Raw genomic sequence first — 18,469 nt, forward strand, 5'->3', positions numbered from 1 at the left:
TGCACGTAAAAATATATAATATTGGGAAGTTATCAATAAAACCATTTACGTAATCTTATATGATTGAACTTTGTAATTATTAGTAGTCTTAAACAGAGGATTCAAGGGGACGGTTCTTATGCTTCTTTATAATTAATAAGAAGTAAGAGAACCGCCTTTGTTTCTCAAAGACTTATGAAAAAGTCTACTAATAAGGGAATATTTCTTATTAGTTTGGCTGTTTTAATTGATAACGGCGTTCTGGCCTCCCAACGGTACCGTGGTGAATTGTAATTTCAATTAAATCTTCGGAAGCGAGATATTCTAAGTAACGACGTGAAGTGGAATGACTCACTCCTGCTAATGCAGCACATTCATCAGCATTTACACTTTCAGATAGGTTAACAATTATTTCTTTAATCCGATTAAGTGTTAATTTATCGATTCCTTTTGGGAAATTTTTGATAGATGGAACTTCTGTCGATTTAGAAGATGTTTCGCTTGTAAGAAAAAGGGAGTCGACTTCATTTTGAACAAATAATTCTTTTTGATCTAGTTTTGATGTAATAGATTTATATTTCTCTAAGGTTGAAATAAAGCGGTTCATCAATACTGGCTTTATAAGGTAACTAAATACGCCACCACGAATAGCTTCCGCAACCGATTTTTTATCGTTAGATGCGGTTATTAATATAATGTCAATATTACGATACTTATTTCTAATTTTCCAAAGTAATTCAATACCATGGATATCAGGTAGAAATACATCCAGTAAAATTAACTTAGGTTGGTAGTTTTCTAGTAATTCTAAAGCTTGTTCTCCCGTATTAGCAATAAATGATACCTTTAAGGAATCTATTTTTTCAATGAATTTAGAATAACTAACAGCAGCCACTTCATCGTCTTCTATAATCATCACATCAATAAGGTTATTCGTATTCAACATTATGATTCTCCCTTTTTATATTACTTGTTTTGGAATGGTAATTGTGAATCTTGCTCCGCCTAATTGACTTTCTGTAATAAAGATATTTCCATTTAACTTTTCAAGAGAGTTCTTAACAATAGCTAAACCTAAACCATGATTTTTGGGTGTTTCTTTCGAAGTATAGCCTTCCTCGAAAATTTTCCACTCTTCCTCCGGCAAAATACCTTTTCCATTGTCTTCAATATCAAAAATAATATCGGGACCTAAGTCAGTGAAGGATATATTAACTTTTCCTTCAGAGTAATGGGCTTTATACGCTGCTTCAATTGCATTTTCGATGACATTGGCAATAATCGTAACTAAGGTCTGTTCATCAAATGTATCAGGCAATGGGCTAAGTTCGCTTTCATTCTCAATTTCTAACTGAACTTTTCGCTCTGTTGCACGATTTGCTTTCCCTAAAAGACAAGCAGCAATCATTGGGTTTCTTACGGATTCAATTAAAAAGGCTAAAAAATCTTGTCGGTATTCGACTTCTTTTGAAATTAGTTGTATAGCATCATTAGTTTTATCTAATTTGAGCAATCCATAAATAGTGTTTAACTTATTTAGAAACTCATGATTTTGTGAACGCATATTTTCTGTAAAGACTTTTATTTTCGAAAAATCCTCTTTTAATTGTCGAATTTCAGATACAGGACGTAATGTAAAGACAACTCCTAATAATGTGTCATTATGTAAAAAGGGAGAGTGGTCCATCACATAGACAGAATGGTCAATGATAATTTCTCTGTTAGTGATTTCCTTCTCTTTGTTAACTGAATTAAGTTCGTTTATAAGCTGCGGGTGCTTAATTGAATCTCCAATGTTTATGTTTCTAAAGTACGGAATGTTACGCGCTTTCTTATTAATTGAGACGATGTGTCCGGTACTGTTTGTGGCAATAATGGGGTCGTGTATTGACTCCAAAATGGCTTCCTTTTCTTTAAATAAGTAAGAAATCTCTTCTGGTTCTAAACCGAAGAACATTTTCTTTAATTTTCTTGCTACTAAAATCATCCCAATAATCGCTAGAATTAAAACGCCAATAAAGAATTGCGAGGCGAGAGTTACGTAATTGTTTAGTTCATTTTTAATATCTTCATATAAAAATCCTATTGATGAGACACCTATTAGCTGACCGTCCCTATTGTAGATAGGTGTTTTCGCTTTTGTTGCAGCACCTGATACCCCAACTCCTTCATATATAACTGATTGCTCATGCACGAATACATCTTCATTACTCGTACCCATTTCTTGACCTATTTGATCTTGGTCATGGTGTGAGTATCGAATATCCTCTGTATTTCCCACTACGACATAACTAGCGCCAGTTAGTTCTCGGATTGTTTCAGCTATAGGTTGAATAACAGCAGATGGATTCTCAAATTCAAAGGCATCGATTATTTGATCATTCTTTGCAACTAATATAGCAACATCCATTGCACGTTCCCCAAAATGCTTATTCATTGCTTCATTAAAAATAGAAGTAAAGAGGAAGAGGGTCACTATAAGACAAGAAATCAAAACGAAGGACATTAATAAAATCATTTTTAATAAAAGGTTAAATTTAATTCTTTTCCACATCGCTACACTCCTAATATATTCCATTTATAGATTCGTGAAAAAAATGAGAAAAATAAAAAAAATGGAACTAATAATATAAATTTAAAAAATATTCATTTTAGTAAGCGCTTACTATACACTTTCATTTAAGAGATGAATCCCTTTTCGATTGATTGATAAGACATAGTCAATTGAAAAAATCATCAAAAAATAAAAACTAAGGGGGAAGTACTATGTTAGTGAAAAAGAGTTTGTTAGCCTTCTTTTTCATCGTAGCGTTACTAACTATTGTAGCATGTTCAAGTAATGATGGGGCAAGTACAAATGTAAATGAAAGTGCAAATAATAATGGAGATACAGCTTTTTATGATGGGAAGTCATTAGAGATTTTAATTCCAACAAGTCCTGGTGGAGGCTCTGATATTATGGGACGTTTCATGGCTCCATATTTACATGAACATCTTGAGGGCAATCCAACAGTTCAACCGGTCAATGTGCCTGGTGGTGGAACGATTACAGGTTCAAATGAATTCGCTTTAATGAGAGAAGCAAATGGAGAGCATACATTTTGGGCAAGTATTTCGACAACAACTGCTTATTTACTTAACAACCCAGCTGTTAAATTTGATTATAAAGAGATGACACCAGTTCTTGGCTATCCTGATGGAGGAGTCGTCTATATTTCTAGTGATACAGGTGTAACAGACCCTAGCAATTTATTAGAAGCGAATCAACAACTTGTTTACGGTGGAACGAGTGCAACGGGGCTACCGCTTACAACGATTCTTTCATTTGAAGTGTTAGGTTTAGATGTGGATGCGATTTTTGGTTATGAGAGTAGCGGACCAGCTCGTATTGCTTTTGAACAAGGGGAGACGAATATTGATTTCCAAACAACTTCTTCTTATCTATCAAATGTGTTGCCATTAGTTGATAGCGGGCAAGCGGTACCACTTTATTCAATCGGCCAAATAAATTCAGATGGTGAGTTAATAAGAGACCCACAGTTCCCAGACTTACCAACTGTTAAGGAAGTTTATGAAGCAATTTATGGTGAAGAGCCAACAGGTCAGGAGTGGGAAGCATATAAAGCATTTGTTGGTGCATTGTATACAGTTCAAAAAGTACTATGGGTTCATGCAGATGCACCTGAAGAAGCTGTTAAAGCTCTAGTAGTAGGTATTGAAAATATGGTTGAAGATGAAGAATTTGCTGTAGAAGGTCAACAAGTATTTGGTTATGACCCATTTGTAGGTGAAGAACTACAATCATTAATGAACCAATTACTGGATTTACCTGATGGCGTTCAAGATTGGGTAGTGGAATATTTGCTAAGAGAACATGGTGTTGAACTATAAGTGGTTATGTCAAATCCAAAAATAAAAATGTTTGGGAGTCACTTTAAGTGGTGACTTCCAACAATTTTATAGGGAAGAGGGTGAGAGTATGATAGAGACATTGTTTCAGACATTAGAAATCGTTTTGGATCCTTCAAGAATTGGATTTATGTTTTTAGGGATCATGCTTGGATTAACGATTGGGTTATTACCAGGACTTAGTGGCACGGTAGGAATGTCTATTCTACTGCCTTTCGTGTATGGAATGGATCCTTTCACAGGGATGGCTTTACTAATAGGAATGATAGCAGTAGTTCATACGGGTGATACATTTCCTTCTGTTTTGCTTGGCATACCAGGTTCTTCAGGTTCTCAAGCAACAATAATGGACGGTTTCCCACTAGCGCAAAAAGGAGAAGCGTCAAGGGCTCTAGGTGCAGCCTTTTTCTGTTCAATGATTGGTGGAATTATCGGTGGGGTCGTATTATTTTTGGTCATCCCATTTGTTAGGCCTCTTGTTCTCGCCTTTGGATCACCTGAACTCTTTATGTTGGCGTTACTTGGTTTAAGTATGGTAGGTATCTTATCGGGGAAGCGCCCTGTTATTGGTATTATTGCTGGATTATTTGGAATGATGTTAGGAACAATTGGAAGTGCTCCTGCTGTTCCGGAATATCGTTATACATTTGATTGGTTATATCTATTTAATGGTATCCCATTGCCTTTAATTGCACTAGGTTTGTTTGCCTTTCCTGTCCTCATTGATTTACTTGTATCTAATCAAAGTATTTCAAAAGGGGCGAAATTATCTGGGAGTTGGTTAACAGGAGTGAAAGATTCTCTTAGTCATAAATGGCTTGTATTCCGCAGTTCCGCCCTTGGTGCTGTAACAGGTTTCGTTCCAGGACTTGGTGGAAGTGTAGTGGACTGGTTGAGTTATGGGATTGCAAAACAAACAAGTAAGAAAAATGAGAGCTTTGGTAAGGGTGATATACGAGGTGTTATTGCGCCAGAAAGTGCGAACAATGCTAAAGAAGGTGGAGCGCTTATTCCAACATTGATGTTTGGGATTCCAGGTAGTGGCACGACGGCAATATTATTAGGTGGTCTACTATTAATGGGAATGGAAGCAGGACCACAGTTAGTGACAACGCAGCTCCCACTTACAATGTCAATTATTTGGACGTTAATCATTGCAAATATCTTTGGAGCAATCGCTTGTTTACTATTAATCAAGCCCATTGCGAAATTTAGTACAGTTCATCCATCGAAACTAGTTCCATTTTTAGCAATCTTATTAATTCTTGGAGCCTATCAAACAAGCAACCATTGGGGGGATATTATTCTCTTTCTCGTAATTGGGATTGTAGGTTGGATAATGAAACAACTTGATTGGCCAAGAGCCCCAATTTTGATCGGATTTGTACTTGCTTTATCTGCGGAAAGGTATTTATGGATTTCCTTCTCGCGCTTTGGGTTAGAGTGGCTAACAAGACCTGGTGTTATCATCATTGCTGTGTTAATTGTTGCTATTTTAGCAAGTAGTTTCTTTTTGAATAGAGGTAAAAAAATAAAAACAATCGCTGAGGATAAAGGGGTGAAGTCATGAAAAAGTCCCATGCATCTTTACTCTTTCTAGTTCTTGTATTCTGTTTGTTCTTTTGGATGATGATTCAAGCCCAATCGTTTCAGGAAACTGCAAGCTATTTTCCGTTTTATATTGCGCTATTAGCAGGTATTTTAACAGTAGTGGCGACGATTAAGCAGATAGTCACCTTAAAGAAAACGAAGGATGAAGAATTGTTCCATGAAAACTTTATGAATGTTTTGAAATACGTTGGTTGGATTGTCGGCTACATTGTTTTAATTTATGTTGTTGGTTTTGTTCTAGCAAGTATGATATATCTTTTTGTTTTCTTGTTATTTGAGGCTAGAATGAGCATCTTAAAGTGTTTAGTCTCTACAGGTGCAACGGCTGTTCTATTAATAGCAATGAGCCAGTTTATGGATTTAAAATGGCCATCAAGTTTAATAACATTTTTTTAATAACTAAGAGTGAGATTAGGTGAGAGCATGAATAGAAACCAAATGTTTCATCACATGGTTAGCGATCAATCAGATTTAATTGTGGCTCCAGGGGCTGCAAATGCGATAACGGCTCGACTCATTGAAGAGGCAGGGTTTCCAGTTGTTTATGTGACTGGGGCAGGTCTTTCTAATTCGATGCTTGGTTTAGCCGATGTAGGTTTGCTTTCTTTTAAAGAAGTGATAGATCAAGTTAAATATATTTGTGATGCGGTAGAAATTCCTGTTATCGCTGACGGTGATACAGGATTCGGAAATGCTATAAATTTGATTCGAACAGTGAAAGAGTTTGAAAAAGCGGGCGTCTCTGCCATTCAATTAGAAGACCAAAACACCCCGAAAAAATGTGGACATTTTGATGGGAAGCAAATTGTTCCTACTGAAGAAATGATAAATAAAATTAAAGCTGGAGTAGACGCTCGCCAGGACCAACATTTTAAAATTATTGCCCGGACCGATGCAAGATCCATAGATGGAATTGATGCTACCATTGAAAGAGCAGAACCATATATTGAGGCAGGAGCCGATATTACATTTATTGAAGCGCCGGAGTCGATTGATGAAATGAAATTAATCACCTCGAGGTTACAAGGGATACCTCAAGTTGCAAATATGGTTGAGCACGGGAAAACACCAATTGTGCACAATGAGGAATTAGTAAAAATGAATTTTAAGATAGTTCTCTATGCGAACTTTTTACAAAGAAGAGCTATTAAAGCGATGCAGGAAGCATTATACAGCTTAAAGAAAGAAAATACGACTTATCATTTTATGAATGATATTATCACTATGAAAGAACGAAATCGTCTTACGAAATTGGATGATATTAAAAAGATGGAAGTTAAATATATGTTATAGAGAATGATAGGGTTTATTCATGCTACTTGTTAGTCGATTCCAGTAGGGCTGAGTGAAGTTATCCTTATTAGCAGGAAGTCATAAAGGGAACTTACCTTTAGTTAATTCCAGTCATAACTGTAGATTTGATTATTTTTTCTTGATTTGGCAATTTTTTTCGTTTTTTAAAAAAACTTAAGGAGTGGAAGAGATGGCTACAGAGAATACAAAAATAGATGTCCAATCACAATTTGGGAAAAGTGCAGAAAGTTATGTTACTAGTTCATTGCATGCAAAGGGAAATGATTTAGCAAAATTAGTCGAGATCGCTGATCGAAAAGCAGAGGCAGAAATCCTAGATATTGCTACAGGTGGAGGACATGTTGCGAATGCACTCGCACCTTTGTCTAAAAAGGTAGTCGCCTTTGATTTAACAAGTGAGATCCTTACTGCAGCTAAAAATTTTATTGAAAGAAATGGCATCCACAATGTAGAGTTCATTCAAGGAGATGCAGAACAATTGCCATTTTTTGAAGAAGAGTTTGATATCGTCACTTGCCGGATTGCTGCACATCACTTCCCGAACCCTGAATCTTTCGTCAAAGGAGCGCATCGAGTTTTAAAAAAAGGTGGTCAATTTTTATTGATTGATAATGTATCACCTGAAAAAGATATTTTAGATACTTTCTATAATAAAGTAGAAAAAGAGCGAGATTTCAGTCACCATCGTGCTTGGAAGAAGTCAGAATGGATAAAGATGTTAGAGGAATCAGGTTTTGAAATAGAAGAATTGTATCGTTTTCCGAAAACATTTGTATTTGATGATTGGTGCAATCGTATGAATGTATTAGAAGACAAAAAAAATGAATTGTCTGACTTCATATTACGTACTAATCATGAGTTTCACGATAAGTTTAGGATAGTAATAGAGAATGGGAAGGTTTATTCGTTTATGGGAGAGTCAGTTTTACTTAAAGCTGTAAAACCTGATTTTTCAAGAGAGTAACTTACAGGTTCTACTCTAGCACTTGGGAGTATGTGACTTTTGTATTTTTTACCATCATTGATTCTTTATAGGTCCCTTTATAGACAGAAGAAAATGGATTATGGTACTTTCGCAATGGAAAAGGGAGTCATATTTCTAATTCCATTAACTGCATTAATATTAGGTAATCTTGAGGTATGGCATATTTATGCTGTACAGTGCATTGTTGGATTAGTCACTCCTTTTTATGTTCCTGCTTAACCATGCGATTACGCCCACTATTGTAGAAAAAAACAACTACAGTCAGCAAATGCATACATTGATGGAACTGCCCGTTTAATGCCCTTTTTATCGCCAATCATAGCTGGAATTGTAATTGAATATACGAATGTTCAAGTTACCCTTACACTTGTGAGTTCTTTATGATCATAAGTGGTTTTACCTTACTTTTTATAAAGGAACAGAGAGATAGGCTAGCAGTAAGAAAAACATGGTTAGCCGAATTTTCGGAAGGAATATCTTTTTTCTTCACTCAAAAAGTCATTGTGTGGTTAGGAGTCTTTTTAGTATTTGTTCAATTTGGAGTAGGAGTAACTATGGTGACAACTCTACCATATATTACAGAAGAGTTAGGAGGGATATATGCAGAATATGGGTATTTTTATGGCAGGCTTTCCTATTGGATACATAGTAGGTGCTTTACTAGTAACAAAAATAGAAAGACCATTGTATCTATTTATTGGATTAATAATTAGTTTTGTTTCAGCACTAGGAATGTTTTTGCCATATTTTAAGTTTATTGATGAAAAAAACAGTCAAGAAAGAATTGCTTCTTAGTAGAGAACGGTGTAGTAGAGTTTAATAAGCATTTTGTTATTAATGCTAAACTAAAACAAAAAAGGATAGGTTAAGCCATATAATTACAGCCCTCCTATCCTTCTTCTTTTACCTTTTATAATGTGTCATCTTATATTTTAGGCTTAATAGAAAAGATTTTAATTATTTAATTTAAAACCAACTTCCTGGAACTTCGCCTATTACATCGACATCTTAATAACTTTCTTATAATAAAGCACAGACAGAATGCAAAAAACCGAGTACAGTGCTGCATACAATCCCATGACAATAATCATCGGTGTCCATAGCTCTGTGCCGAAAAAGAACCAGCCTGATTTGACGGCAAAGTAGCTGTGCAAAAGGCCAACTACAAGAGGAATACCGAAATTGAATAGCTGCTTTCCTAGTATCCCTTGCAGAAGATCGTTTTGAGTGAAACCTAGTTTTCGCAGGATTTTGTAATTTATTTGTTCTTCGTCGCCTTCTTCTACTTGTTTAAAATAAAGGATACAACCTGATGTGATCAAAAAGGTAAGGCCGAGGAACCCGACAATAAACATGATAAGGCCCATATTGATTTTTTGTTGGCGCTCTTCTGAGTATTGAGAGCTATTGCCGAAATCTTGACTGAATGGCATACTGTTAAAAAGTTTATCAGCTGCTTCCGCTGTTTCTCTATCATCTAATGTATAGCCAATATAGATAGATGAGTCTAGCTGAATCTCTGGATTCATGTCATTAACGAGCGCTGTAAATGTCGTTTCATTCACAATAACTGCAGGCAATCCTCCAGTAAAATATAGAGGCAGCACACTATCATTTAGTAATCCTACATACTCTTGACTGAAAGCTGTCGTGAGTCCGTGTAAGGTGAGTGTTCCTGAATCTTGCAAGTTTAGCAGCGTCCGCATCGCATCACTAAATCCAGAGAATACCGTTTCGTCTTGACTTACATCAATGTCTTCTACATGACGGTCACTAATAACTGACATTCTCATTTTGCCTCCGTCAAACTGCAAGTTCTCTATATCTCTGCCCATAATCTCTTGGATATCCACTTCCACTTGAAGAACATCAATCTTTTGTTCATTGTAGGCAATACCGCTTTCCCTTAATATCTCACCGAAAGCCTCTGCATCCTCTGTTGTTACAAATGCGAAATCAGTTGGTGCAGTGTTCTCAGCATTTCTCTCAGCTGAATAGTAGGAGATATAGCTTAAGGATAGCAGACCGATTGCAAGTGCTGATACGGTGGTGATAATTGTAAGCAGCATCGCATTTGATTTCATGCGAAACATGATTGAAGATAGTGACATTACTTCATTAATGTTTAAGTACCCACCTTTATTTTTTCTAATCATGTTGGCAATAAAGCGAACAGAACCTTTGTAGAACAAATAAGTCCCGATGATCACAGACGCTAAAATAAAGATCATCGCAAAGAATAGGTTGTTCATTGACACGAAATCCCCATCAAAAAGCCTCGCCGATACATAGTAACCAGTCGAAATTAATAGTATCCCAAGAATCCCAGTCAAGATTTCTACGATCGAAATCTTTTTCACTCTGCTTTCAGTTTTGCTCTTCACATGAAATAGTGTCAAGATGCTTTGGTGCTTAATGAAGAGATAGTTCATTAGTGAGATCAAAAGGTAGATACCACCGAATACGAGCAATGTTTGGATGAAGGCATGGCCAGAAAAATAGAGAGAGGCAACGGCATCCACGCCCGTTATTTTAAATAAGGTCATGGCTACTAATTTTGAAACGGCAAAGCCGATAAACGTTCCGATTAATAGTGAGCCAAAATAGAGTAGTAAGTTTTCAGCACTTAGGATCATGAAAATTCGGTTTTTCGTCATTCCTATGAGTTGAAATAAACCAATCTCTTTACTACGTCTTTTGATGAATAAATTATTTGCATATAACAGAAATACGGCCACAATCGCGATAAGGAGTACAGATGCCGTCCTGATGGCTGCTAACCCTTTAATCGACCCGGATGCCCCGTCCATTGAAGGATCATATTGCAAGGTGACGAAGGCAAAGTAGAGGGCGGCACTAAAGATGAGAGCAAACACATATAAATAATAGCTCTTTAAGTTCTTTTGAAAGCTTCGGAAAATAAGCTGATTAATGCTCATAGTGCACCCCGCCTAATACTCCTTGAGTCTTCATAATATCCTTTAAGAATGTGTTGCGGCTTTCTTCTCCTTTGTTCAATTGGGTATAGATTTGACCATCTTTAATAAAGATAACCCGGCTGCTGTAGCTTGCTGCAACAGGGTCGTGAGTAACCATCACTATGGTTGCTTTACGTTTTTCATTTAAAGTGCTTAATTTACCTAGTAGGTCAGACGCTGCTTTTGAATCAAGAGCACCAGTTGGCTCATCAGCAAATATGATACTTGGCTCGTGAATGAAGGCTCTCGCCGCAGATGTCCTTTGTTTTTGGCCGCCTGATATTTCATTGGGGTATTTATCGGCTATCTCATTAATTCCAAGGTTTGCTGCGACCATTTCAAATTTCTCTAGTGCCTCTTTTTTGTTAGTATTTGTAATCGAGAGGGGTAATAAGATATTTTCTTTTACTGTTAACGTATCAAGTAAGTTATAGTCTTGAAAGATAAACCCTAAATGATGCTTTCTAAATTCCGCGAGCTTCTTTTCTTTGCTTTTCGTTAGTTCCTCACCTTCGATTTCTAAGGAACCGTGGCTTAGTCGGTCAATCGTTGATAGCACATTTAGAAGAGTTGTTTTCCCCGATCCTGATGCACCCATGATCGTAACAAATTCCCCTTTTTTAATGCTAATATCAATCCCCTTTAAGACCTCTTGTCTCGTGAATTTATTCCCGTAGCTTTTATGGATTTTTTTAGCTTCAAGTATATTCATAGAAAAGTTCCTCCAACTGTTAAGATACCCCAATTGTATATATTCCTGTCCGTGAAGTCCTTTGATTTTCCTAACAAAAAAGCAAAAGCGAGTGACATTTTTGTCACACGCCTTGTATCTGGAGAAATCGATTCTCTTTTGAGAAGGTAAGGGTCAAGGTTGTCCCTCTTCCAACAGTTGACTGAACGGAAATGTGAATGCCAAGTGGGGTGGCAGCCTTTTTTGCTAAGTATAAACCCATGCCTGTAGCATGTTGGTCCTGATGCTTGCTTGTAGACGTAAAGCCTTTATCGAAGATTCTTGGCAAATCACGCGGGTCTATTCCGCGGCCACTATCTGCTACAGTTAGGATTGTTTGTCCCATTTGATCAGCCGATTGGATTGAAATTTCAGAACCTTCTTTGCTGTATTTTACAGCATTTGTTAAAAGCTGACGAAGGATAAAGGACAGCCATTTCGCATCAGTGAGCACATGTGTTGCAACTAATTCTACATCAAAGCCAATTCCCTTTTTTAAACACCAAGACCGCAACGTACGAATTTCACTATAAAGAAGTGACTCTAGTTCTACGTTTTCAATGAACAAATCATTTTCAATGAAAGGTATACGTTTCTGATGCAACTGTTGATCAAGCAAATAGTGGATTCTTAACCATTCATGAATGAGCTCGGATTTTAATTGATGATCTTCCGTACGGTCAATGATTAATTGCAGAGCTGTTAATGGGGTTTTCACTTCATGAATCCAAGAAAGCAGCTCGTCCTTCTCTTGTTCAAAGAGAAGCTGATTTGTTGAGGCGTTTATTTCTAACTGTTCGATTGGAGAGGTGATCTGCTTATAAATGAATGATTCAAATGGACTGTTTGGTTCAGGAAGACTTGTAATATCAGTCGTAGATTCCCGTAAGTCAAGCTCTTTAAAAAATGAAGTCTCTTTGAAATAGCGAATAACGACAAACAGGGAAGATATAACGAGTGATAGAAATACATAATAGAACATAGAGTCAATAGAAAGAGAGGGGTCTAGGTATGCAAGTATTAAAGCAAGTAGCTGCAAAAGTACAATCAACATAATCCAGCTAATTCTCTCCATCAAGAATTTCTTAATCATTTTTCCACCTGCTCTATAGCGGTGTATCCTTGCCCAACCTTTGTTTCAATGCCATTTCCAAGTCCAATTTCAGCTAGTTTTTTACGAAGTCTATTTACATTCACCGTTAACGTATTATCACTAATAAATCGCTGATCATCCCACAGCAGGTTTATTAAATCTTCTCGGTTGACAATCTTATTTTTACGTTCAACAAGCAGCTTCAAGATAAATATTTCATTTTTAGTAAGCTCGGTCATTCCCTTTTCATTTGATACACGGTTTCTCTCCAGGTCAATCGTTGCACCCATCCACGTCTTCAGGTCTGAAGTGGTTGTAGTGTAGTTATATACGCGACGCAAAATGGCTTGGATTTTTGCGATTAGCACTTCAAAGTGAAAGGGCTTTTGAATGAAATCATCTGCACCTAAATTCATCGACATCACCATATCTGTAGGATGATCGCGTGAAGATAAGAAGACAATCGGAACATTCGAATGCTCACGGATCATGCGGCACCAATGAAAACCATCATATTTAGGAAGCTGGATATCGATAATCACTAAATCTGGCTGGATCCGAGCAAAGCTCTCCATGACATTTTGAAAATTTTCAACCCCATACACTTTATAATCCCAGTCTATAAGCCGGTCTTTCATCTCTTTAAATAGAGTAGCATCATCTTCAATTAATAATATCTTAAACAACGTAGTCACCTTCACTTTCACTAAAAGTATAGCAAAAACTTAAGGGGAAGGGGAATGATGGTAGAAGGTATAATTGAATTTTAGCTCGTCTTTTCATATTTGACCCATACTGTGCAGTTAACGTCGTGGGTCAGTAAAAAAAGAGATGTTAATTTTTATAACATCTCCTTTACTTATAATTTCTTGTGATTTTAAGACTCTAATTCATATTTAGAAATGACAGTTTGGGATGCTTTAGTGGAAGAGAGGAGTGTTTCCGTATCTCATTTCCTTTTTCAACAAACGATTTAATCTAATACGAAAGTAGTATAAGAGTATTATTAGTAGGCGATACCTACACGTGATTTTATATAATCGTTTGTATTAATCTGTCTAAATGTAAATTCTGCTGTATCCGGTACGGATATTTCAACTCCATCCTCCGGCAAAAAATTTCGCTCTATACGATATTTGCCTATCCTTTCTCCATCCGGCAAGTACGTAGGACAGACAATCGTCCATTCGAGGGTTGATTGTTTGAGCATATCGTAAACTTTATGATGTTCTTCCGCTGCACGGGTTGACTTACGCTTTGATTCACTTGATTGATAACGTAGAGAATTTGGAGTGGTTCTACTTTGCAGGATACCTGCAGTTCCTATAGTTATTATTCGTTTTATACCTTCGTTTTCCATTGCTTCGATAATAAGTGGCATACTTTCTGATAGAGTGGTTGTGCCGTCAGTATTTAGTGCGCTAATAACAACATCACTTCCATGCATTGCATGTACGATATCATCTTTATTTATAACATTCCCTTGAATAATGGTTAAATTTTCATTATTTATTTGAATCTTCTCTGGAGTACGAACTAATACAGTAACATGATGTCTGTCGTACAGGGCGTAAGTAAGTATATGACTTCCAACTCGTCCAGTTGCACCTAAAAGTAAAATATTCATAAGAATGAGCCTCCTTTTGCAAATACTAATATTTTACTATAAAAGCTATATTATTGTCTTATTCAACGATGCTTACGTTGGATAAGAAAGGTGAAAAACAACAGAGTCATTTGCTGCATAGTACAAGGATACTGTTAAATAATAACCTATCTAATGAGGCGGTTACGTTCAAAGTGATCGTCTTTTCATATTTGACCAATACTGTGCAACAAGCGTCTACACATTTAAATCATTTTGTGAAAGAATGTACGTAAGCTAACGTTGACTAAGTTCCACAATCGAATCAATTTTGTAGAAGATTGTAAGGAAAGAAATTCACAAAAAAGAGGAGGTATAAAAGGTGGACTCCTTACTTTGGATAACTATTGGTTTCATCATAATCGGATTTGTTGTTCTCGTTTCTATGAAAAAAAGTATGGAAAGTAAGCTCGCTTTTATAAAAGCAAATAAGGAAAGCGAGGAAAGTTCAATAAAAGCTAAATCTTTAGTTTTGTGGATAGTGAGTACCGCAGCTTGGGGAATAGTGAGTATCATTCTTATTGTTTGGTCGTTTCATATTCACTTTGGATAATAGTTGGTTTCATATGTACTTAAACAAACAAACGGGATAGGGATAGCGAAAGAAGGTCTCGCTGCTTCAGTTCTGGTGTTAAATGGGGAGTTTAGTAGACTTACAATTCCAAACGAAAGAGGGCGTGTTAATGAATGCTTCATTTCTGCTCCGCTTCAAAGCTTTCATTATTGATTACATACTAATTCTCATTTATTTAGTTGGACTCTTTATCTTCAGTGTATTTCTATTTCCAACCTTACAGAGATTCTTCACAGGTTCACTAATTGTAGCTCAGTTTACAGGTTTTTTATTGGTAACTTTTCCTGTATCACTTTATTTTATTATTAGCGATTCGAACATTGGTGAGCAGTCTGTTGGAAAAAGGAAAGCTGGTATACGAGTTGTTGGAAACAATGGAGAGGCATTATCAATGCTGCATGTAACTTTTCGGACTATACTTAAGTTTTTGCCTTGGGAGTTGTCACACTTCCTAGTTTATCGACTGATTTATATAGGTAATGGAGAATTACCGTTCAGCTACTATTTGCTTGGTGGATTAATCTATGCACTTATATTTGCATATATATTGACAGCCATATTTACGAAAAAGAAACAATCCCTTTACGATATAGTGGCAAAAACATATGTGGTAAAAGTCTAAATAACATACCAATGTGATATTCAAAATTTTTATTGCGCTAACGAAAGCTTATGTCCAACTAATCAATTACTTCACAGTCGACGATAGTGTGAAGCAGCACTTAAAAACGGTTGCGATGCTTCATTAATGAAGCATCGTTTTTTAGTGTACGAACGAGGTTAGTTTAAGTATATTTCCTTTCACGATACTTAACTTAGTTACTCCTCTTTTTTTTCCTTGATGACAGCATCCAAAAGAAACTGTATAGATGCTATCCCTCGTACTTGCTCTGTTAGTGCATAATCAATGTATTCCAATGATTTTAAAGCCATCTTCTTAGCCTGAGCAACGTTGTTTTTTTCAAGCTCTGACAATACTTCACGAACAATATCCAATGAGTAAACAACTCTTTGAACAGTTCGGATAATCAGCATCCTTCTAATATCTGATGGACTATATATACGAAATCTATTCTCTTTGTGCCGTTGAGGATTGATTAATCCTTCCTTTTCCCAATGTCGTATTGCTGATGCAGATACATTTGCTTCTCTTGCTACTTCTCCAATTGTAAAATAATTTTTATTATGATAATTAGGAATTTCCGTTAACTCTTTTAAATCAAGTATCTCTACTGTTCTTTGTACAGTTTCCTTTTCTTTATAGAGATCAACTTGTGCTTTATTAATTAACCAAAACACCTCTACAATTTCCCCATATCTGATAAGTGGCATTACCTTTTTAACGAAATTCATACCAAAGCCAGGTAATAAAGAACGAATACATTTAAAATACGCCTCATGCTCGTTCGTATAAATACGGTATCCATTTTCTGCTCTCTCAACCGTAGGAATTAGTCCCCATGATTCATAATGCCTTAGTGCACTGGTGCTTATATTCAATTTCTTAGCAATCTCAATACCTTTCATAAAAATCTCCTTATAAGATCTATAATTAAACGTTAAACTACATGACGGGTTTTTATTATATACTAAACTATTTTCAATGGAAAATATAATAAACATTAGCATTTGCATTAATATTGTACTATGAAAATGAAAGGATAAATTTAATTCAAAAAGGAGCGAATACCTATGAAAAGTCAACAAGTGAATCAAACAATCGTACCTTATTTTATGGTACTAAATGCGACACAATTTATTGAGTTTACCGGGGAGGTTTTCCAATCGGAAGTAATAAGTGTTAACAGGTTAGGAGATACAGAGGGTGTAGTCCATGCAGAAATGAAAATCGGTGAAAGTACTATTTATTTTGCAGATACATCTCATGATGGGAGTTGTGGTCCAGGAGTGTGTGGAGATTTAAAGAATGACGGTTTAGTCCCTATACAAATGTATATTTATATTGAAAACGTTGCGGACACTTATGAAAAAGCAATTAAAGAAGGAGCAACATCAATTATGGAAGTGATGGAAGATGAGGATGGTGGCTACATGGCAGGTTTCGTAGACCCATTTAGTAATTTATGGTGGATTCAATCAAAAAAGTAATTCAGCTGAGGTTCATTAATTAGTTTTGGAATAGAACTGGGGTAAGCCAGTTCCATTTTTTTAATCCTCTCTAATTCAACGGAGGCTTATGTTGAAGAAGATCAACCAATAAAAAAACATTTGCTACGCAGTCAACGATACTATTCAATAAAAAGGATAGTATACGTTAGGAGCTTTAATGAAAAAGCATTATCATAGTGCAGCGGTTTACGCTTTTTTGATATCAGATTAGAGCTAATTTGTCCCATTTCTTGAATTATTAAATACTCATAAATATTGATATCTCAATGTTTGTGAGTGTTTTTTATGATTGAAAAAACAGAAAAAATGTTTACATTCATTTTACATTTTAATAAAACATTTTTTAAATGATTTTATCATAGACTTTACTATTTATTGGGAAAAGGGGCTGATGTAAAATTTCCTAATTTCATGCTTATTCTGTGAGATTATTTCCTTTGTTAGTGAACGCTTTAACAGAACCCACGCATTTGAAAGTTTTTCATAAATTTAGGGGAAAGTGCTTCGCGATCCTTAAAGTAAACACTATAAATTCGAAAAAAGGAAAGGGACTAGAGCCAATGGGCTTTGGTTCCTTTCTTTTCTTTGCCTATCAAAGTGTCACTGGCTATTGGTTGATTGAAGGGTGTCGACCGTCTTCCTAGAAAATACTAAGGAGTGACTTCACGATATACGATCAACAAAAAGTAGAACTTTTACAGCTACGGGCAGTTGAAATTATCTAACCAACTTTATATTGATTGTACAGTTTCTTCTATATTATATATCTCAACACTCTCTTTGAAAATATTCAAAGAAACCTATTTTGGAAAAGATACCACGTTTGTCTAAAGACTGTTCGACAACACTACAGTAGAGGGACTTGGGGTGACTGACAAGCTTTTTTGCTGAGAAGCTTAGCAAGGGAGGGGACGTCTTTTGTTTCTCTAACGAGAAGGAAGCACAAAACTGTTTTGGTGGGCCAGTAACTGAAGTTTTATGGAGTATTGGGGAAGGACAGAAATTGTTATTTGCTTGAACATAGAAAGGTGATGGGAGAAGCTTACTTATGTAAAGAGAATTCTTCTTTTTCTTGTGTTGGGTAAAGTTTAAATGAAAAGAACTGTGGTAAAAGTGTAGTAGCACAAATGATTGTTGCTATTCGTGTCGAATTATGATAGATTATTAAATCTAGCCGCAAAAATAAATTTTAAATTAACTCTTGCGCGGAATTGTAATTCGTGATATATTATTTCTTGTCGCCACGAACGACTGATTGATTCGGTGGTGGTTGCGAAAAATAACTTTTAAAAAGTTATTGCGCGGAACAAAATGATATGTTAAGATAATAAATGTCGCTGATGAAACAGCGCATAAGAGTTCTTTGAAAACTGAACAAAAGCCAAGCGAAATAGAGATACATGATATCTCGTTAATTTCTAAAAGTGATTTACTTTAATCACACAAAGTATCGTTAGCGATACATTTTGAGCTAATCAGCTTACCATTTTTATGGAGAGTTTGATCCTGGCTCAGGACGAA

At 35.9% G+C, this 18,469-nt stretch carries 17 protein-coding genes and 1 pseudogene; 10 read left to right on the forward strand and 8 right to left on the reverse strand.

The features are described from left to right. Window positions 1–208: 208 nt before the first annotated feature. Together SAY88_RS20145 and SAY88_RS20150 are read right to left on the reverse strand one after the other, a co-directional pair. Window positions 209–925, reverse strand: a complete 717-nt coding sequence (locus tag SAY88_RS20145) for a response regulator (protein ID WP_332633945.1) — start codon at window positions 923–925, stop codon at window positions 209–211. Between the two features lie 15 nt (window positions 926–940). Further along, window positions 941–2,533 (reverse strand): sensor histidine kinase, encoded by a 1,593-nt coding sequence (locus SAY88_RS20150; RefSeq protein WP_332633946.1) that lies wholly within the window; start codon window positions 2,531–2,533, stop codon window positions 941–943. Between the two features lie 212 nt (window positions 2,534–2,745). On the opposite strand from SAY88_RS20150, the gene SAY88_RS20155 reads away from it, so the two are divergent. The 7 genes and pseudogenes from SAY88_RS20155 (at window position 2,746) to SAY88_RS26070 (ending at window position 8,593) form a co-directional block, all read left to right on the forward strand. After that, a complete protein-coding gene (locus SAY88_RS20155) occupies window positions 2,746–3,870 on the forward strand; it encodes a type 2 periplasmic-binding domain-containing protein (protein ID WP_332633947.1) in 1,125 nt (374 codons plus the stop codon). Window positions 3,871–3,958: 88 nt separating this feature from the next. Further along, window positions 3,959–5,458 (forward strand): tripartite tricarboxylate transporter permease, encoded by a 1,500-nt coding sequence (locus SAY88_RS20160; protein ID WP_332633948.1) that lies wholly within the window; start codon window positions 3,959–3,961, stop codon window positions 5,456–5,458. After that, complete coding sequence (locus SAY88_RS20165; RefSeq protein WP_332633949.1) at window positions 5,455–5,895, forward strand: tripartite tricarboxylate transporter TctB family protein; 441 nt, start codon at window positions 5,455–5,457, stop codon at window positions 5,893–5,895. The genes SAY88_RS20160 and SAY88_RS20165 overlap by 4 nt, the downstream gene beginning before the upstream one ends. A 27-nt stretch (window positions 5,896–5,922) precedes the next feature. After that, on the forward strand, window positions 5,923–6,792 hold the full coding sequence (locus SAY88_RS20170; RefSeq protein ID WP_332633950.1) for an isocitrate lyase/PEP mutase family protein: 870 nt from the start codon (window positions 5,923–5,925) through the stop codon (window positions 6,790–6,792). A gap of 190 nt (window positions 6,793–6,982) precedes the next feature. Continuing rightward, window positions 6,983–7,777 carry a class I SAM-dependent methyltransferase gene (locus SAY88_RS20175; protein ID WP_431308898.1) on the forward strand — a complete coding sequence of 265 codons (795 nt, stop codon included), beginning with the start codon at window positions 6,983–6,985 and terminating at the stop codon, window positions 7,775–7,777. Further along, window positions 7,778–8,092 (forward strand): annotated as a pseudogene (locus SAY88_RS26065) (MFS transporter); the annotation flags it as partial. Window positions 8,093–8,398: 306 nt separating this feature from the next. Then, window positions 8,399–8,593 (forward strand): hypothetical protein, encoded by a 195-nt coding sequence (locus SAY88_RS26070; protein WP_431308899.1) that lies wholly within the window; start codon window positions 8,399–8,401, stop codon window positions 8,591–8,593. 200 nt (window positions 8,594–8,793) lie between these two features. Here the strand turns inward: SAY88_RS26070 and SAY88_RS20185 are convergent, their stop codons facing one another. The 5 genes from SAY88_RS20185 to SAY88_RS20205 form a co-directional block, all read right to left on the reverse strand. Beyond that, entirely contained in the window at window positions 8,794–10,737 is a 1,944-nt protein-coding gene (locus SAY88_RS20185; protein WP_332633951.1) for an ABC transporter permease, read from the reverse strand. Next, on the reverse strand, window positions 10,727–11,488 hold the full coding sequence (locus SAY88_RS20190; protein WP_332633952.1) for an ABC transporter ATP-binding protein: 762 nt from the start codon (window positions 11,486–11,488) through the stop codon (window positions 10,727–10,729). Before SAY88_RS20190 ends, SAY88_RS20185 begins: the two co-directional genes overlap by 11 nt. A 103-nt stretch (window positions 11,489–11,591) precedes the next feature. Continuing rightward, complete coding sequence (locus SAY88_RS20195; RefSeq protein WP_332633953.1) at window positions 11,592–12,599, reverse strand: sensor histidine kinase; 1,008 nt, start codon at window positions 12,597–12,599, stop codon at window positions 11,592–11,594. Next, window positions 12,596–13,285 carry a response regulator transcription factor gene (locus SAY88_RS20200; protein WP_332633954.1) on the reverse strand — a complete coding sequence of 230 codons (690 nt, stop codon included), beginning with the start codon at window positions 13,283–13,285 and terminating at the stop codon, window positions 12,596–12,598. The genes SAY88_RS20195 and SAY88_RS20200 overlap by 4 nt, the downstream gene beginning before the upstream one ends. Before the next feature lie 320 nt (window positions 13,286–13,605). Beyond that, window positions 13,606–14,226, reverse strand: a complete 621-nt coding sequence (locus SAY88_RS20205) for an NAD(P)-dependent oxidoreductase (protein ID WP_332633955.1) — start codon at window positions 14,224–14,226, stop codon at window positions 13,606–13,608. 340 nt (window positions 14,227–14,566) lie between these two features. Between SAY88_RS20205 and SAY88_RS20210 the strand changes: the two genes are divergently transcribed. Beyond that, on the forward strand, window positions 14,567–14,797 hold the full coding sequence (locus SAY88_RS20210; protein WP_332633956.1) for a hypothetical protein: 231 nt from the start codon (window positions 14,567–14,569) through the stop codon (window positions 14,795–14,797). 130 nt (window positions 14,798–14,927) lie between these two features. Then, window positions 14,928–15,440 (forward strand): RDD family protein, encoded by a 513-nt coding sequence (locus SAY88_RS20215; protein WP_332633957.1) that lies wholly within the window; start codon window positions 14,928–14,930, stop codon window positions 15,438–15,440. Between the two features lie 197 nt (window positions 15,441–15,637). Here SAY88_RS20215 and SAY88_RS20220 read toward each other — a convergent pair whose 3' ends face one another. Continuing rightward, window positions 15,638–16,345, reverse strand: coding sequence for a MerR family transcriptional regulator (locus SAY88_RS20220; protein ID WP_332633958.1), 708 nt, complete (start codon window positions 16,343–16,345; stop codon window positions 15,638–15,640). A 165-nt stretch (window positions 16,346–16,510) separates the two neighbouring features. Here SAY88_RS20220 and SAY88_RS20225 point away from each other — a divergent pair, with 165 nt between their 5' ends. Beyond that, complete coding sequence (locus tag SAY88_RS20225) at window positions 16,511–16,927, forward strand: VOC family protein (RefSeq protein WP_332633959.1); 417 nt, start codon at window positions 16,511–16,513, stop codon at window positions 16,925–16,927. The last annotated feature ends 1,542 nt before the right edge of the window (window positions 16,928–18,469 follow it).

Source organism: Halalkalibacter flavus (genome assembly GCF_036663575.1).
In the GTDB taxonomy this organism is placed as follows: Bacteria; Bacillota; Bacilli; order Bacillales; family Bacillaceae_D; genus Halalkalibacter; species Halalkalibacter flavus.

Excerpts from the sequence above, each read along its gene's own strand:
- SAY88_RS20150 (WP_332633946.1), bottom strand. The coding sequence starts at position 2,533 with ATGTGGAAAAGAATTAAATTTAACCTTTTATTAAAAATGATTTTATTA.
- SAY88_RS20205 (WP_332633955.1), bottom strand. The coding sequence starts at position 14,226 with ATGAATATTTTACTTTTAGGTGCAACTGGACGAGTTGGAAGTCATATA.
- SAY88_RS20195 (WP_332633953.1), bottom strand. The coding sequence starts at position 12,599 with ATGATTAAGAAATTCTTGATGGAGAGAATTAGCTGGATTATGTTGATT.
- SAY88_RS20185 (WP_332633951.1), bottom strand. The coding sequence starts at position 10,737 with ATGAGCATTAATCAGCTTATTTTCCGAAGCTTTCAAAAGAACTTAAAG.
- SAY88_RS20220 (WP_332633958.1), bottom strand. The coding sequence starts at position 16,345 with ATGAAAGGTATTGAGATTGCTAAGAAATTGAATATAAGCACCAGTGCA.
- SAY88_RS20190 (WP_332633952.1), bottom strand. The coding sequence starts at position 11,488 with ATGAATATACTTGAAGCTAAAAAAATCCATAAAAGCTACGGGAATAAA.
- SAY88_RS20170 (WP_332633950.1), top strand. The coding sequence starts at position 5,923 with ATGAATAGAAACCAAATGTTTCATCACATGGTTAGCGATCAATCAGAT.
- SAY88_RS20160 (WP_332633948.1), top strand. The coding sequence starts at position 3,959 with ATGATAGAGACATTGTTTCAGACATTAGAAATCGTTTTGGATCCTTCA.
- SAY88_RS20155 (WP_332633947.1), top strand. The coding sequence starts at position 2,746 with ATGTTAGTGAAAAAGAGTTTGTTAGCCTTCTTTTTCATCGTAGCGTTA.
- SAY88_RS20215 (WP_332633957.1), top strand. The coding sequence starts at position 14,928 with ATGAATGCTTCATTTCTGCTCCGCTTCAAAGCTTTCATTATTGATTAC.
- SAY88_RS26070 (WP_431308899.1), top strand. The coding sequence starts at position 8,399 with ATGCAGAATATGGGTATTTTTATGGCAGGCTTTCCTATTGGATACATA.
- SAY88_RS20145 (WP_332633945.1), bottom strand. The coding sequence starts at position 925 with ATGTTGAATACGAATAACCTTATTGATGTGATGATTATAGAAGACGAT.
- SAY88_RS20165 (WP_332633949.1), top strand. The coding sequence starts at position 5,455 with ATGAAAAAGTCCCATGCATCTTTACTCTTTCTAGTTCTTGTATTCTGT.
- SAY88_RS20225 (WP_332633959.1), top strand. The coding sequence starts at position 16,511 with ATGAAAAGTCAACAAGTGAATCAAACAATCGTACCTTATTTTATGGTA.
- SAY88_RS20175 (WP_431308898.1), top strand. The coding sequence starts at position 6,983 with ATGGCTACAGAGAATACAAAAATAGATGTCCAATCACAATTTGGGAAA.